This is a genomic window from Rhizobium leguminosarum bv. viciae USDA 2370, from assembly GCF_002008365.1.
Classification (GTDB): Bacteria; Pseudomonadota; Alphaproteobacteria; order Rhizobiales; family Rhizobiaceae; genus Rhizobium; species Rhizobium leguminosarum.
In genome coordinates, this window is record NZ_MRDL01000039.1 from 68,954 (window position 1) to 83,239 (window position 14,286).

The following is a 14,286-nucleotide window of genomic DNA, read 5'->3' on the forward strand; positions in this document are numbered from 1 at the left end:
CTCTATATGTTCCCATATGGAACACGATCTTCGAATATCCACCACTGGTTGACACTGAACGCCGTTCCCGCGGCTGGTATCATCGTGTGTTGGATTTTCGAACATGGAAAAGCGTGCTGCTGACCACTCCATTCTCGACGCCGCGTTTCGCGAAGCGTCACAGAACACCTACTTCCCCCTAGCCACCGTCCGCTGCCCGGATCGCCCCGCTTTCAGAAGCCAGATCGCGCGAGACCTTGGTTGTCTGCTGGACGTCGACGAAACCGTCGTCGCCTGGTCCTGCCTCTGCTTCGGCGCTCACGTCGATGATCGAGTGCATGTGGTTGATTTCATGGTCGACCACTTCGACGGAACGCGCGAGTTCCTTGACGTCGCAGAGTTCCTTGGTGATCCCGCGGTGACGGAGACGATCGCTTGCATGAAGCGCCGGCACCGCTTCGTCACCCTGGGGGAAATCTATTCGGGACATCGCCTCCAGAATGCGAAGGACTTGCTCCGTTACGCGCGGTTTCGAACGCCACTGAACGACAGAGTGAGACTGATGGCCGCCCTTAGCGAGGCCGGTTCTATTACGGTCGGCGAAACGTTCAACCTTTTCCGGGAAGTGCCTCCTCTGACGGCGATCGCATGGATGACCCTTCATCGGTTCATCTCTATGGATCTGGACGAGGCGCCGATCGGACCTGACACCTTGATCCGTCGCTCCAGCAACGAGGTGGCGCGATGAACCTCGGGCGCACTACCTCCAAGGTCACCATCGCCTCGGCGACCTACGGCGTCGCCTTGAAGGCCGCGATGCGGCTCGCGGGCGCTTTCTTGAATGGGGCTACCACTCGCCAAACGGTCATCATCTTGAAACTGCCTCCGCAGGCAGACGAAAGAGCCTATGAAGCCGCGGCAGGCCGGCTAGTAAAAAGCAACCCCAATCTTCTTGGTTTTCTGGTTATCAGAGCCGACGTCACCCGGAGGGGCCTACTGGACGTCAAGACGCTGGACGACGCTCTTGTTCTGGGGCGTCCACTCGTCATTCTCTGGCCTCTGGGTATTAAGGTGCCGATCCATATCGTTGCGGCCGCAGACAGAATTGTCGACGTGCGATCGGTGCGGCCCTTCCATCTCGTTTCGGCCGCCAAGGAAGTCGAAGGGAGGCTGCTGGATATCGGCGAGGCGACCAGGCTCCTCGAATATCCCCTTGCCTCCGTGTTCGCTTCGATGCGCGCAGGACGTTCGACCGAGCTCGTTCTGAAGCGGCTCCAGGCTGCGCATCTCTCGTCCGACATCCCCACAGCAGGTCCCGGCCTCGACGAGCTGGAAGGCTATGGCGAAGCCCGCGAGTGGGGATTGGCGTTGGCGGAGGATATCCGTGCGTGGCAGAGCGCAGATATCCCATGGTCGGAGGTCGATCGCGGAATTCTCATCAGCGGGCCTCCGGGATCGGGTAAGACGCTGTTCGCCTCGGCGCTCGCACGTAGCTGCGGCGTCGAGGTGGTCGCGACCTCCGTAAGCCGGTGGCAATCAGCGGGGCATCTCGGCGACATGCTGGGCGCCATGCGCAAGAGTTTTCAGGAGGCCACTGCAAAGAAGCCATGCATCCTTTTTCTGGACGAACTCGACAGCGTTGGTGACAGGGCCACCTTCAAGGGCGACAACGCCCAGTACTCCAGCCAGGTGGTGAACGGACTGCTCGAACTGGTCGATGGGTATGATCGCCTCGAAGGCGTCGTGCTGGTCGGAGCAACCAACTTCCCGGAGAAAATCGACCCGGCCCTCCTTAGGGCCGGCCGGCTGGACCGACACATCGCGATTCCCTTGCCGGACGCGGAAACCAGAAGATCTCTCTGCCGTCGATACATCCGCAACGATATGCCCGAGGGCGAAATTGAAACGATCGTCCGCGCCACTTCCGGCCTCAGCGGCGCCGATTTTGAACGGATTGGACGCGATATCCGTCGGCGGGCGAGGAGGGAACGATCGGAGATCACGGCCTCGCTTGCGCTGCAGGTCTTGCCGCCCGCGCTGAAAATCGAGGGAGAGCGGCGGCGAACGGTGGCCGTGCACGAGGCCGGCCACGCGATCGTCGGCATTCGCGTTGCGGTCGGAAGGTTGGATTCCATCGTGATCGCCCGCGACGTCCCAAGGACCGGATCCGCCGCCGGTTTTGCGCACTTCGTTCTCGACGGCGACGTCGAGCGAAATCGACAGACTTTCCTGAGCCAGATCGCGATGCTGCTGGGAGGAAGACTTGCGGAAGAGGTCATTCTTGGATCGGCGTTCGAAGGATCGGGCGGCGAGGGCTCGGATATCCACAAGGCTACGGACCTCGCGACGGTTATGGAGGTTCAGCTCGGGATGGGTGAATCGCTGGGGTATTTCCGGGCAAGCTCGTCTGCCGACCTTGAGGAACTTCGCCGCCGAATTCCTGCCGTGCGCGAGCGGGTGGAAAAGGTTCTCCTGAAGCAGTGGAAGCGCGCGCGAACCATCGTCGAGGAACATGTCGGCGTCATTGAATTGGTGGCGTCGCAACTGGCCGCCAAGGGCCGTCTCGATGGGAAGGACGTCGAGCAGATGATGTCGGCGAAGCTGCGGGAGAGGTCGTCATGACAGGGGCGAAGGAATCTTCCTGGAAGCTCGTCGTCAAAGGCCTGAAGAGCAAGGTGCTGGCAGGCCGCAAGGAGTTGATCGCCCAAGTGCTGAAGGACGTCGGTGGCGACGCCGCGCCGATCCGACAGGCGAGGAGAGCACTGCTCACGATGTCCGTCGACGCCCTCTCCGGTACGCCACGGTTTATCGACGTATACGGAGAGGGTGAAATCTGCCTGATTTCGTTCGATGATCTTCTGGATATCCTGGCCGATCCTCCGCCAACTCTGGCGGAGGTAATGGGTCGTGTCACGCGCTGATCTCAGCGGACGCTGATACGCCTAACTCCGCGACGTCCGTCGATCGAAAATCCGGGGCGATAGGAGGAGCATCGATGAAGCGCTGTCCAAATGGCTCTTCGATGCAGCCTCGCTCCCGCAGCATGACCGAATAGTCAAATCGCTTCCCGGTCAAAGCCGAGCGCACCGCAAGCCCGATTGCCTGACCGATCACAGGAGGAACCGCATTTCCGACCTGGCGTGCGGTCGAATCCTTACCGCCCACGAAGTCCCAGTAATCCGGGAAGCCCTGAAGCCGGGCACGCATCCGAAGCGTAAGTTGAGGCAGGAACCCTGCGCCGCACTTGTCAGCTTCCTCCTGTGTCGGCGCGGCGTCGGCGACGGTGGCGATGTCGATGCCCTTCTTTGCCCACCGCGCGGCTTCCTTCTCTCGAGAGCCTCCCTTTCGCCCGACCACTGTCGAGGCCAGCGCGCCTCGTAGTTCGATGCCGTTGCGAACGACCAAATGGTTGCGGCGCGCTTCCGCCCAATCCTTGGCGCCCGTCCAGCCGTTGGCGGCCATGAGGTCTCCGAGGACATCGCCCAGGTTCGAGCGCCAGTGAGGGAACGTCGGTGGAGCGCGGAAGGCGCTCATGGCCCCCTGACGCAATCCCACGAAGAGCATCCGGGTCCGTTCTTGGGCCACGCCGTAGTCTTCCGCTTCCATGCGAACGATTTGAACGGCGTAGCCAGATTTCTTCAACTGTTTGAGGAAGTTGCCAAGATGGTCTGCGTGTCTAGCATTCAGGAGCCCGACCACGTTCTCGAAGACGAATGCCCGAGGTAGCATCTCGCGCACCGCCCGCGCACATTCGAGTAACAGATCCCTGGGGTCGTCCTTGCCGAGGCCTTTGCCATCTATGGAATAGCCCTGACAAGGCGGGCCTCCGACGAGGAGATCGACTCCCACAGACCTATAGGCCGTAAAGTCCACTTGGCGGATGTCGCCTTCGACCACGTTCCAGAGCGGCCGATTCAACCGCAGCGTCGCGACGGCATGCTTGTCGAACTCGAAGAGGGCGAGAGGATGATACCCTGCGTCTTCGAGGCCAAGAGACATTCCACCCGCACCTGCGCATAACTCGACGACGTTCAGCTTCTGGGTGGGAAGGCTAGTCAGCGGAGCCGGCTCTTCCGTCACGATGTCGAATATGTCGGGCGCGACGGTCGACGTGATCGGCTGGATGCACTCCTGGAAGTTGGTCGACCATTGCGCTTCAAGGCTGGATCTGTCGAGCGCAAGCCCGAACTCGCCACCGAAGCGTCCTTTGGCCAGAGCGTCGATCGCGGCATTGGCGAGAGCCAGGTAGCGTTCGCTCGCGTGCATTGGCATCCTGAGAATGTCCGCGATAGGAATGTCATACGTGCCATAGGCAGAGATGAAGTTCGGAAGAAGAGCTGCTGCTGACGCTCGGATGTTCGCATGGGCGTCCGAGCGTTGCTCGTCGGTTATACTCTTCGGGCGGTATGCGTGGAGGAGGGCAAGGAGTTCCGTGGCAGCCTTGTCGACTACGCGCACGTTATCGACCGCTCTTCGACGCGCCGCCTTCGACGAGCTCTGGAAGCCGGCCGTGGCATACTGCTCCGCGAACGTCTTTTTCCTATTCCGAAGATTGGCCCGGATGGCGGACACATCCCTCACACCCAATGTTGCGCCACCGGCAATCCGGGAAATGGCCTCGCTCCGCGCTTCGTCGTCCGATGCCGCCAAAGCTTTCAGGACTGGAAACTGGATGCGTGCTTCGCGAAGCAACTCCTCGGAGCTCTTCAAAGTCTTCGTCACCTTCACATATGTGCCTGCCTCGGCGACATCCATTTCGCAGCCGGCATGAAGAAAGTGTACCACATCCTTCGGCGACAGATGCTCAAGCAGTCCTTCGACTTCGTGGGCCATCTTGAACAGGCGGTCGGACATCTGCTGTTGAAGGCTCCGGATCGCCTTCTTCGCCTTGCTGAGGGCTTCGCTTCTCAAATCCTTCATCCGCAATGTCTCGCATGTGAAATTCCCACGTGTCATATCGGGACATTCGTTGCCGAACCGGCAAGCGTGTCATTAAAATTGTTTACAACCTCAAATTATTGGCGGTCGTCCAAATCTCACGATTAGCGCTTATTGCGTCGCGTTTTTGCGGCGTCTACAACCGCGAGATCGAATAAGGATGCGCGATTTGTACAACCTGCTGATGGCCGGCAACGACGACGACTGGGACGTGGATGTGGGGTCCGACCACGAAGCTACATTTCCGCTCTCCCGTTACCTTGAGTATACCGAGGATGAGGTCGAGCAGCGGTTGAAACCTATCGGGTCCGCCGTCGTATCGTTTCTCTCCGAGCTACCGACCGTGTTCATGAGCGAACTCCAGACCGGTCCGCAAAAGCGCCAGTTCGTCAGGATCCGTGTCGGTCGGGTCTGGGGCATCAGGATCGTCGGCAGGGACATCGCCTATCAGTTTCGCATCGATCAGAACTTCGGCGAGGTCGACGTCGCGAACCGCTCCCTCTTCGAGCAGCTATTTGACCTAGGGAACTGGGAGATCTCTCGAACGCACTGGGCGGTCAAGTCGGGGAACTTGGAGTTATCGTTGCGTGACGCTGGCCTTCTTGAGCCGGCCGCAGGTGACGCCGAGCCTCCGCCAGGCACTCCGCCGCCGGAGTCGCCCGATCTTCCGGAAGACGAGCCGGCGCTACCCATCATCACGAACCTTATCGAGTTCATGCAGCACGTGCTTGGCCTTCCATCCGAAGCTGACGAAGAGATCTTCTATCGGGGACATTCGGACCGGCGCTACAAGTTGATCCCGTCGCTCTTCCGAAAGAACGACGGCGGCGACTGGCGCTATCTTAGGAAGGAGGAGACCATCGTCCGGGAACTCCTTACAGCTCAGGCTACGGCCTTCTCGAGCGACGAGTACATGTTGGACAAGCTCGTGAGGATGCAGCACTACGGGCTTCCTACGCGACTGCTCGACGTTACCTCGAATCCTTTGGTTGCCCTCTACTTCTGCTGCGCGGACGCTAAGGTGGACGCAGACGGTCACGAGGTCGACGGCGAAGTCATCGTGCTTTCAACGAAGACTCGCGAAGTCCGCTTCTTCGATTCCGACACCGTGAGCTGCATCGCAAACCTTGCTCTGATGACCGAGGCAGAGAAGGAGGCGCTGGACACGACCGCGAAGGCGAGGGCATTCAACAAGACCGACGAATGCAAGAAGCTCCTGCATTTCATCCGACGGGACAAGCCGTATTTCGAGGCTCGGATCGAGCCGACGGACCTCGAGAGGATCATGTTCGTCCGAGGGCGCAGCACGAACGAAAGGATCACGTCTCAATCCGGCGCCTTCCTGCTGTTTGGGAAGGATTCAGTTCTGCCCGAGACCGGCTACAGCTCCCTTAACGTGCAGCGCATGACGATAAGGAATAAGGGCGCGATCCTGCAGGACCTCGCCAAGCTCAATATCAAGTCGAGCACGATATACCCCGGCATCGAGAAGACGACGGCGGAAATTGCCAGGAAGCATGAGTTGTCGTTTCGCTGAACGCTAGGTATCGTCATCAGCGCTCCTTTCAAAAGCCGTCGGAAGATGGGAGTTAATCACGTCGTCGAACTCGCCCAGGGTTCGAAGAAGTCGCCGCCCGCCCGGATCCTCACCCATGAACGCGCAGATGCTGACGGCGACGTCGTACGGGGTAGGGTTCACGGCCTGGTCGGGGTTGATGAGTGTGCCGGCCGCGCTCAAGGCCGAGAATATCCGTTCGACTCCTTTGTGTTGATCTGCGTGAGCGACCGCGTTGCGCAGGTCGTTGTACCTGGTGAGCGCGTCGGCGAGCAGATCTCCATCTTCGGGTCGCCCACGCCATGCCGCATTGATGACCGAGATTTTGTGCTTGAACCCGAGCCCGCCACCTTGGAGGCGGTCCGGACGTGGAAGCATCCTCGCGATGAGATGGTCCATCTCGAGTTCGAGCGCGGCGTGATAGGTCAGCACTTCGACCACGAATGGGTCGAGTTCTCTTTCTCCGGCGCTGGTGAGCCTAAGGACGCCTTCAAGACTGTCGTAACCTACTTGCGCCATCCGCCTCTCCCATTCCGGCTCCGCTGGTGGATGCTGATTTTCTCAGGGAAAATTTTGCCTATTAGTCCCATCGGTTGGTATTAACTGTGAGCGCCTGATTACGGCCCTGTCACTATGGTACCGAGACGGAAATTCCCGTCAGAGCGAGCCCTTCATAGAATTCCATGAGACGGATGGCGACGACCGCCTCCTTGCTCGGGTAGCCCAAGATTTCACAGAACGGTTTTGGTGCGCCAGAACGATCAAGCGACTCCGATCTGACGCGACGGGTCACGGCACGCGTGACACTCTTGAACTCGTCGTCCGACAGTCTCGTATCAAAATCGAAAGTGTCGTTTGTGATAGGGTTCCGGACCATCATCGCATGCACCGGACTTAGCCTCGCAGCCAAGGCGGCGATGAAAGACTTCCTCATGACCGCACTACTCCTTCGCTTGATCACCGCCGCCATCCGGGGAATATCCTGTGTTCGAATGTTCCGTGCGATAGCCGCCGCCGCGATCGTCTCGAACGCCTCCCCTCCGTCAAGAAGTTGCATCAGAAACCGCAAACAATCGGAAGGCGCCGCTTCGTAAAGTTCATCTACGATATGAAGAGCCGAACTCAACACCTCGATCGGGCTGTGGCTCCCCTTCTTTAGCTCATCGCGCACGAACTGGAGAAATTGTCCGGCGGTCATCATTTTCGACATTGCCCTCATCGCCGTGCGCCGGATGAAGCTGTCCTTGCCCAGCGCGTAGAGAGCGGATGCAGTGGCAAGCTTGCTGGACGCCGGCAAATCTTGTCGCTTAAGTTCTCGCTCGAGGACTATGATCTGATCCGTCCAATAAGAACCCCTGAGGGCTTCATAGATTTCTATGTCCAAGCCTTTCTGGGCAAGGGGGGGAGTGAGGAAAGAGGCGCCGTCCAGCAAGGCGCTGTCCAAAATCGTGGTGCTATCGATGGTGCATTCGCCGGAAACCTCCCGTAGGTCGGCGCCCGTGAAGTCGAAGCCTCGAAGATCGGCATCGCCGAGGTCCATGCCGCGGAAGTTCCCATATCTGAAGTCTACCTTGGGGTCGAAGCCCCCGATTTTCACGAGGTTTGCAAAGCTGGAATCGGCTGTTGTGGCCATCGTCTCGATCGCCGCGAGGTCTGCCGCCGACAGGTCGTCCGTCAGGAACACGCTACTCTTCATCATAGCTCTCCGACGAGGACAGGAGAATGCTCTCTGCCCTCGACGACGGGGACGCGCGTGACAGGCTCTTCGCTATAAGCAGAGCGATCATCTTCTCACGATTCGTCTTCGGGAACTTCACAACCCGCGTATCCGTCACAAGGTTCACCTCGACGTCGCGTTTCCTGACATTGACCGAGACTGCAACGCCCCGACGGTTAGGCCTGCCTTGCGCAACCGTTGTCTCGCATAGGGTCTGCCCATGGAGAAACTTTCCGTGAAGCAATTCCTTCTCGGGATGAAGCTTCCAGCGATCTTCTCCGATAGCTTCGACGAATTGAAAGGATCGGGTCTCGACGCGGGAATCCGAGAGGGTGTAGCCAGCGGTTTGCTTACCGGACAACTGCCCCTTCGCGGATACCTCTACCCCGGCCTTGAGGGGCGAAAGACTTCCCTGGATCGTCGCCTCGACGGCGGCCGAATCTTCGATGGCCCGGCTCAATGTCTCCATGACCGTGTGATCGACGCCGATCTTCGCAGGGAAAGCCATCTCGCCGTATTTCGAACCTTGATCGATCTCCAGTCCTTCTGCCTCAACCGAAACGAACGCTGTTTTAAGGCCGACCTCCACAACCGCCCCCTCAAGCTCAATCTCGTCGCAATAGATGCCCAGGTGGACGTTTATCGCGTGCCTGCCGTCTCCCTCCAGCCGTTCGACCATAGTGTGCAGATCGACGATCTTGCGAAACGCGTTCTTATTCTCAGTTCGGAATGACAAGTTGAGCGGCTCCGAATCCATGAAGTGCGACAGTTGTATTCGCACTTTTAATGCTTTTGGAAAAGCAGCCGAATTTTAGGGGATGTGGGTTGTTAGAAGCATGGCGCGTCTTGGAACGAGACGCCGGCCTTCGCTCCGAACCGTGCCGCGCTCTACAAAGCAGGCGCGCGCTTGGTTCACATGTACGGCAGGATTCGTGTACAGCCTGCTTCCCTTCGACGTTGCCAACGCGAAGCTCGGGGCGGCGGGTCTCGGAGGCGAGCTGGAAATCGAGCCAAGCGTCGACCATACGCCAAGAGGACCTGCGATCATGAGGATGCCCACCAGCGCTTCGCTGAGCGGGTGAAGATACGTTTAGCGCATCCAGCGGCAGGCCAGTACGTCCCTAGGGACATGTCGGGCAAGTTTTCTAGATTCCGGAGCTTCAGGATCGCGAGCACGCACATGGACGAACCACTCCCTCTGCCGTTTCGTCGCTGGGGTGTCCGCCGTCCAGTTCGCTGCGATGGACATCAAGGCCGTCATCGCGAAGACGGCGACCATGCGGGCGGTGTCCCTGTCCCTCTGTTAGATTGGCGTTTCGTGGCACGTGAATCCTGCAAAAGCGTCAAGGTTCGTCCGGCCGTTGGGAAAGTTCGACCTTCACGACCTCGCGGGCCGAACCCGACTGAAAGAAGGTCCTCGCTCCGTCGTCGTCGACCATCATCATCGATAGGCATCCACCTGCACCCGCACCGGTATCGAGTGCGATCCTGCTTCGGCGAATCTCCGGCAGACCAGAGCTCGTCACCGTGTGACCGTGGACAACCATCGCGCCGAAGTCGAAATCGTTGTCCAGGAAACCCGAGCGGATGGTGCGCAAATCCTTCGTAGTCTGCTGCTCGAAAGGGACGCCCGGCCGAAGGCCGGCATGGACGAAGACGTTGGCGCCGTCGTTGATCAGAGAAGCGGCCCGTCGCATCGCGTCTATGTGGTTCTGCCTCCGATGGAGAAGTTCCAGTAAGGACTCGTGAGCCTCCTCAATGCGGCCGTATCGCCCGCCGACGTTCAGTCCGTAGGACGCCGCGGCAGCCAGGCCGCCGTTCCTCATCCAGTGGTCGAAGACGATCTCGCGCTTGTCTGGCCGGTCCAGGAAGAGGAGCATGAATTCCTCGTGGTTACCGAGGATCAGGCGGCTCTCCGGATTCTGGTTGAGTTCTCTCACCACCATCTCCATCGCCTTCATGCTATCCGGACCGCGGTCGATGATGTCACCTAGGAAGATGACCCGGTAGCCGCAGCCATTCGGATCGTTTTCTTCGATATGGGAAAGCAGCGCTTTCAATAGGTCGGCGCGGCCATGGACATCGCCTATGACATAGGTCTTCAAAGGGCATCCTCTCGGTCTTGAGGGCAAGCAATAGCGCCGAAAAGTTTCCGGCGCGCGAATGTCGTGCCTCAAATTGAAACTGACTTGCTGGCATATTCGGTGACTTTTAATGAAACCACGGCGCTTTTCGCAACGAGTGTCAATTAAAGGTTGGCGGCACCGACCAAGCGAATTTGAGGGATACCGAAGCGATGACAGACATGACCTCCAACCATGTGGAACCGATATCGCTGTCACTCTTGGACGTCGCCGAAGAGTCGTTCGGTGTTCTCGTTGCAAAAGCAATGGAGGAGTTCGATGTTTCTTTCGGTCCCGGCAATCTCTGGCGATACGTAGCCACCTACGCCGAAGCTGGCGCAAGGCGGGACGTCGTGCTGAGCGGTCCCGGAAGTGACGACGGTTGGACATTGACGATCAACAGATACCGTGGAGAAGGTACGCAGTTCATCTGTGACGATGCGGAATGGAATTTCGGCATGAGGATCGGTGAGGGGCAACGTCTTTCGTACGAGCGCGCCGTCAGACGTGCCGTCCAATGGTTGTCTACGGGCCTATTCGACGAACGCGATCTTGAAAAGGCTGCCTAGGAAGATAGGGCGATGGTGTCCGCGCCGGCGCTTCATGAATCTTTACCGCCTATTCATTGAGGCAGTTCACGACCAGTTCTGAGAATGTGTCCCAGAGTGCGCAAAGATGCTCGCCGGTGGGCGCAAGGTTCGACGAATGAACATACTTGTTGAGAGTGTCGACGGACACAATAGCGTCCATCGTACGCGCTTTTCTCACGACTTCGACGTAGCGCTTGTCCACCTTGCCACGGGTGTTGAGATCTTCCGCGCATGCCACTAGCTTCTTCACGAGGGCGTCGTTTTCGGCCGCCGTCGTCAGCTTCGTCTGCTTGATGTAATTGTCAACGGACAGCTCGAGCAGCACTCGGCACAGAACCGCGATGGCATTCGGGTGTTCGTTCAGGTCCAGCTTGAACTGAAGCTCCTCCCAGATGGACCTCTGCCGCTGGAGGCGTCCGGTCCACGCGATGCCGTAGTCGTGATGCAGTATCAGCTTGGTTCGTCTTGGAGGTTTGGATGAACGTGAGGCTCCCAAGGAGACCACGTTGCCCGGTGCGGAACTTGCCAAAGGAACAGTTGCAGGGCCTACCGTCTTCACCGCCTTCGCCGATTTTAGCGGTCCCGATGTCAAAAGGTCAGCCGCAGTCGGCAGGACGCCTTCCGTGTCGAGTTCGTTGAGGTACTCGGACTTCTTGTCGACATCCCACACATCGTCGAGCGTCTTTCGGCGGTGAGCAAGATCGTCGGCAATACGGGCGAGTGCCTTCAAGGAGGCTTCTTCCGTCCGGATAAACTCGAAACGTCCCTTCGCCGTGGAAATCCCGACGCGGTTTCTAAATGCTTCGCCCGATAGCAGCCGGTTCAAGTTGCTGCGAGGGATGCGCCCTTTTTTGGGGAGAAGGCCCGCGGCTTTCAGCCTGGTCTCGATCTCGTCGGCGACGTTGAGCTTCCCCCCTTTGCCGGTCCTGTTGACGAACGTGGCCTTCTGCCGGTCGTCCCAAGTGCTCTGGCCGACCCCACCCTGGCTTCCGGTGTGACGTCGGTAGAGGATTTCGTCGATCTCATCGCGGTCGGTTTCGACGCGGCACATGATCCGATCAGGGAAGGCGCCTGTCCACTCGACTCGAAGGTTGACGAAGAACTCGCGTAGTTCCGCATTTGGCGCTCGCTTTGAATCGGCGAGCAGCTTCAGGCAGGTGGTTCGACGATTGCCGTCGTATACGACGAAATGCGATCCCTCCTGGTAGACAAGGGGCGGCTCGTACAGTCCTTTAGAACGAACTATGTCTTCGGCCAACTTTCGCATCTGGCCGAGGTGGTGCGAAAACAGCCATCCGATGGCGGCGGTCTCGTTTTCCAATTCACCATGCCGATCGTTGGCTCGGTTAACCAGCATATCGTCAAGTTGTATAACTCGGTAACTCATAGCCCCTCATCCATAAGTCACGAAAGTTCAATATGATCGCGTCATGGATGCAATAGTCTCGTCACATATTAAAGCTCCAATCCTTAGTTGTGCACCGGAATCTACGAATACGTTGTCAAGGCCCTAAATCTCGTCGTCATCACGAAAGCATTACGGCGGAACCCTTTGAAAGCCAGATGCTGCTCCGGGGCGATCACAGGCAGAGTGTAGGGAGCCGGCGACAGGGAGCCTGTGCGGTCGGGTGAATTGAGTGGCGCCGTCATTGACGTCAAGAGAACGCATGCATACATGGGTAATTCATATCGACCTGTTTTTCGGTTGTCGGCTCGAACCTTAAGGCGCATCTACACGTTCGGTCCGTGTGGTGGCTGCGATCCTCGAAATGCATTGAAATGATCGCGCTAATCGGTTATGAATTGTCGTGAATTATGAGGTGGTTGAAATGGTAGCAGCTCTTCTTAAGATGCCTGTCGATGTTCAGGAAGAGAAAGAGACCCACACCGACCGTCTGCTTCGTATCGCAGCGAGTGCGAAAGACGCGAAGTTGGGTGGGGGAATTAACATTACGAAAATGACCCGTGAAGAACGTAGAAAAGTTCTTTTCGGACGTTAAAGTGTTCACATGAATGACGCACTGAAGCTTCCCCGCATCCAGAGGAAGCCACTAGAAGTTATTATCTCCCCCCTTTACGATTCTAAATCCTACTATCGTGGAAAGCCTCACCTGGAGGACCACGTGCTCGACATCGTTGATGCGATCGCTGAGGGCAGGCCGCTGCCAAAGTGGGCGTATCGAAGCGGCATCGACGACAACTACCCACCTGACACGGTTCTTTCTCGTTACGGCATCATGCATTTGCATCTTGGAAAGAAGAGTTCGAGTGAACTCCTGTTCCTGATGCAGTTCGATGACCACGTCGTCGTTCTCGCGATTGGCAATCATAACCGCTTCGCTGAAGACCCACCCGGAAGCCTCCTTTATAATTTTCATCGAGCAAAAGTAGAAGAGATAAACAGGGTTCGCGATGAGGAGAGGCTTGAAGCCCTTGCTGCGGCTGCGCTCGCCGAAGCAGCCAGGCTTGAAGCCAAGATGGAAAACATCCAAAAGGGCCTCCTCCCGCGTAGGCAGCGGCTCCCTTGAGCCACGTCCGACGTCGTGGCGTCCGCCGACGCCGGGCGAGCCGAAACCGTGACTATGCTGAAGAGCGTGAGCGAGATCCGCGTCCAGCCAGCAATAGTCTCTGAAGGTCGATTCCAAATGATCATCGTCGTAGATCTCTCCGGCCGGAAAAACGACGCCATTTGTTAACGATTGGGCGTCATATCAAGGGTGCTGGCGACCGGTTAACGAAGATGCGGTGGTAACGATAGCGCACAAGTTCCAGGGTGCTCGGGAACAATCCCCAGCTCGCCCGGCTGATCGACATAGCCGAAGTCGCCGAACCGGCTTCCTTGGTCACGCGACGCTCGAGGACGGCATCGAGACGTCGAGGTTCCAGAGACGCGCCGCCCGACGAGAAACTCGACCGACTTAACATCCCGGCATCGGGATCGGGATGTTTCCCGCCGCCTCTCCAGACTCCCGTGTCGAGCCAGTCCTCGTAGAAGACAAGCCAACGGATAACGGCAGGGATGACATGGTCTGCTAGGTAGACAGTCGGATTGAATGGTTCGTCGACCGGGTCCCACGCACACAGAGCGGGACTGTGCGGCGGCTGCCGATGCCTGTAGACATGCGGGGTCAGTTCGCCCGTACCTCGAACGTCGGGCGCGATTAGTGGATCAAGAACCTTTACCGTCGCATAGCGGTGGGACAACGTCACTTCGTCCCACTGAAGCTCCGGGAAGTACCTGATCCAGATCCGATAGGACTGAGCGATCGGGGTGAGGGTTCCTTCCCAGGTCGCAAACCACCCACCGTCGAACGTCAACCGAAATCCCGGATAGACGGAACGGAGACGGGTGTCCTGCTCTGCGATCGAATACCACGCCAGTTG

At 58.3% G+C, this 14,286-nt stretch carries 14 protein-coding genes; 7 read left to right on the forward strand and 7 right to left on the reverse strand.

Annotated features, from left to right (window positions below; translation table 11 throughout):
* Positions 1–103 precede the first annotated feature (103 nt).
* The 3 genes from BS629_RS20920 to BS629_RS20930 are packed head-to-tail and all read left to right on the forward strand — an operon-like array spanning position 104 to position 2,900.
* Positions 104–727 (forward strand): hypothetical protein, encoded by a 624-nt coding sequence (locus BS629_RS20920; protein ID WP_011651550.1) that lies wholly within the window; start codon positions 104–106, stop codon positions 725–727.
* Complete coding sequence (locus BS629_RS20925) at positions 724–2,601, forward strand: AAA family ATPase (protein ID WP_011651551.1); 1,878 nt, start codon at positions 724–726, stop codon at positions 2,599–2,601. Before BS629_RS20920 ends, BS629_RS20925 begins: the two co-directional genes overlap by 4 nt.
* Positions 2,598–2,900: a hypothetical protein gene (locus BS629_RS20930; RefSeq protein ID WP_011651552.1), complete on the forward strand. Its 303-nt coding sequence runs from the start codon at positions 2,598–2,600 to the stop codon at positions 2,898–2,900. Before BS629_RS20925 ends, BS629_RS20930 begins: the two co-directional genes overlap by 4 nt.
* On the opposite strand, the gene BS629_RS20935 is transcribed toward BS629_RS20930, so the two are convergent.
* Complete coding sequence (locus BS629_RS20935; RefSeq protein ID WP_077988438.1) at positions 2,890–4,899, reverse strand: DNA cytosine methyltransferase; 2,010 nt, start codon at positions 4,897–4,899, stop codon at positions 2,890–2,892. The genes BS629_RS20930 and BS629_RS20935 overlap by 11 nt on opposite strands.
* A 178-nt stretch (positions 4,900–5,077) precedes the next feature.
* Between BS629_RS20935 and BS629_RS20940 the strand changes: the two genes are divergently transcribed.
* Complete coding sequence (locus tag BS629_RS20940) at positions 5,078–6,454, forward strand: FRG domain-containing protein (RefSeq protein WP_376775206.1); 1,377 nt, start codon at positions 5,078–5,080, stop codon at positions 6,452–6,454.
* A gap of 3 nt (positions 6,455–6,457) precedes the next feature.
* On the opposite strand, the gene BS629_RS20945 is transcribed toward BS629_RS20940, so the two are convergent.
* The 4 genes from BS629_RS20945 to BS629_RS20960 form a co-directional block, all read right to left on the reverse strand.
* On the reverse strand, positions 6,458–6,991 hold the full coding sequence (locus BS629_RS20945; RefSeq protein ID WP_011651555.1) for a hypothetical protein: 534 nt from the start codon (positions 6,989–6,991) through the stop codon (positions 6,458–6,460).
* A gap of 112 nt (positions 6,992–7,103) precedes the next feature.
* Positions 7,104–8,168 carry a pentapeptide repeat-containing protein gene (locus BS629_RS20950; RefSeq protein WP_041936274.1) on the reverse strand — a complete coding sequence of 355 codons (1,065 nt, stop codon included), beginning with the start codon at positions 8,166–8,168 and terminating at the stop codon, positions 7,104–7,106.
* The gene (locus tag BS629_RS20955; RefSeq protein WP_129557784.1) at positions 8,158–8,868 is read right to left on the reverse strand and encodes a hypothetical protein; all 711 of its coding nucleotides are present in this window, start codon (positions 8,866–8,868) and stop codon (positions 8,158–8,160) included. The genes BS629_RS20950 and BS629_RS20955 overlap by 11 nt, the downstream gene beginning before the upstream one ends.
* 664 nt (positions 8,869–9,532) lie before the next feature.
* On the reverse strand, positions 9,533–10,294 hold the full coding sequence (locus BS629_RS20960) for a metallophosphoesterase (protein ID WP_245315099.1): 762 nt from the start codon (positions 10,292–10,294) through the stop codon (positions 9,533–9,535).
* Between the two features lie 191 nt (positions 10,295–10,485).
* Between BS629_RS20960 and BS629_RS20965 the strand changes: the two genes are divergently transcribed.
* Complete coding sequence (locus BS629_RS20965; RefSeq protein ID WP_011651560.1) at positions 10,486–10,881, forward strand: hypothetical protein; 396 nt, start codon at positions 10,486–10,488, stop codon at positions 10,879–10,881.
* Positions 10,882–10,930: 49 nt separating this feature from the next.
* Here BS629_RS20965 and BS629_RS20970 read toward each other — a convergent pair whose 3' ends face one another.
* Positions 10,931–12,289: a hypothetical protein gene (locus BS629_RS20970; protein ID WP_041936276.1), complete on the reverse strand. Its 1,359-nt coding sequence runs from the start codon at positions 12,287–12,289 to the stop codon at positions 10,931–10,933.
* Between the two features lie 442 nt (positions 12,290–12,731).
* Between BS629_RS20970 and BS629_RS38445 the strand changes: the two genes are divergently transcribed.
* Both BS629_RS38445 and BS629_RS38450 read left to right on the forward strand, forming a co-directional pair.
* Positions 12,732–12,902, forward strand: a complete 171-nt coding sequence (locus BS629_RS38445; protein ID WP_158081460.1) for a hypothetical protein — start codon at positions 12,732–12,734, stop codon at positions 12,900–12,902.
* Positions 12,903–12,911: 9 nt separating this feature from the next.
* Positions 12,912–13,430 (forward strand): hypothetical protein, encoded by a 519-nt coding sequence (locus BS629_RS38450; RefSeq protein ID WP_011651562.1) that lies wholly within the window; start codon positions 12,912–12,914, stop codon positions 13,428–13,430.
* Between the two features lie 178 nt (positions 13,431–13,608).
* Here the strand turns inward: BS629_RS38450 and BS629_RS20980 are convergent, their stop codons facing one another.
* Positions 13,609–14,283 carry a type II CBASS E2 protein gene (locus tag BS629_RS20980; protein WP_483430742.1) on the reverse strand — a complete coding sequence of 225 codons (675 nt, stop codon included), beginning with the start codon at positions 14,281–14,283 and terminating at the stop codon, positions 13,609–13,611.
* Positions 14,284–14,286 lie beyond the last annotated feature (3 nt).

Bases quoted from the DNA above. Each gene is read 5' to 3' on its own strand.
- BS629_RS20920 (WP_011651550.1), top strand. From the start codon at position 104: ATGGAAAAGCGTGCTGCTGACCACTCCATTCTCGACGCCGCGTTTCGC.
- BS629_RS20945 (WP_011651555.1), bottom strand. From the start codon at position 6,991: ATGGCGCAAGTAGGTTACGACAGTCTTGAAGGCGTCCTTAGGCTCACC.
- BS629_RS20970 (WP_041936276.1), bottom strand. From the start codon at position 12,289: ATGAGTTACCGAGTTATACAACTTGACGATATGCTGGTTAACCGAGCC.
- BS629_RS38445 (WP_158081460.1), top strand. From the start codon at position 12,732: ATGGTAGCAGCTCTTCTTAAGATGCCTGTCGATGTTCAGGAAGAGAAA.
- BS629_RS20940 (WP_376775206.1), top strand. From the start codon at position 5,078: ATGCGCGATTTGTACAACCTGCTGATGGCCGGCAACGACGACGACTGG.
- BS629_RS20925 (WP_011651551.1), top strand. From the start codon at position 724: ATGAACCTCGGGCGCACTACCTCCAAGGTCACCATCGCCTCGGCGACC.
- BS629_RS38450 (WP_011651562.1), top strand. From the start codon at position 12,912: ATGAATGACGCACTGAAGCTTCCCCGCATCCAGAGGAAGCCACTAGAA.
- BS629_RS20965 (WP_011651560.1), top strand. From the start codon at position 10,486: ATGACAGACATGACCTCCAACCATGTGGAACCGATATCGCTGTCACTC.
- BS629_RS20930 (WP_011651552.1), top strand. From the start codon at position 2,598: ATGACAGGGGCGAAGGAATCTTCCTGGAAGCTCGTCGTCAAAGGCCTG.
- BS629_RS20950 (WP_041936274.1), bottom strand. From the start codon at position 8,168: ATGAAGAGTAGCGTGTTCCTGACGGACGACCTGTCGGCGGCAGACCTC.
- BS629_RS20935 (WP_077988438.1), bottom strand. From the start codon at position 4,899: ATGAAGGATTTGAGAAGCGAAGCCCTCAGCAAGGCGAAGAAGGCGATC.
- BS629_RS20955 (WP_129557784.1), bottom strand. From the start codon at position 8,868: ATGGTCGAACGGCTGGAGGGAGACGGCAGGCACGCGATAAACGTCCAC.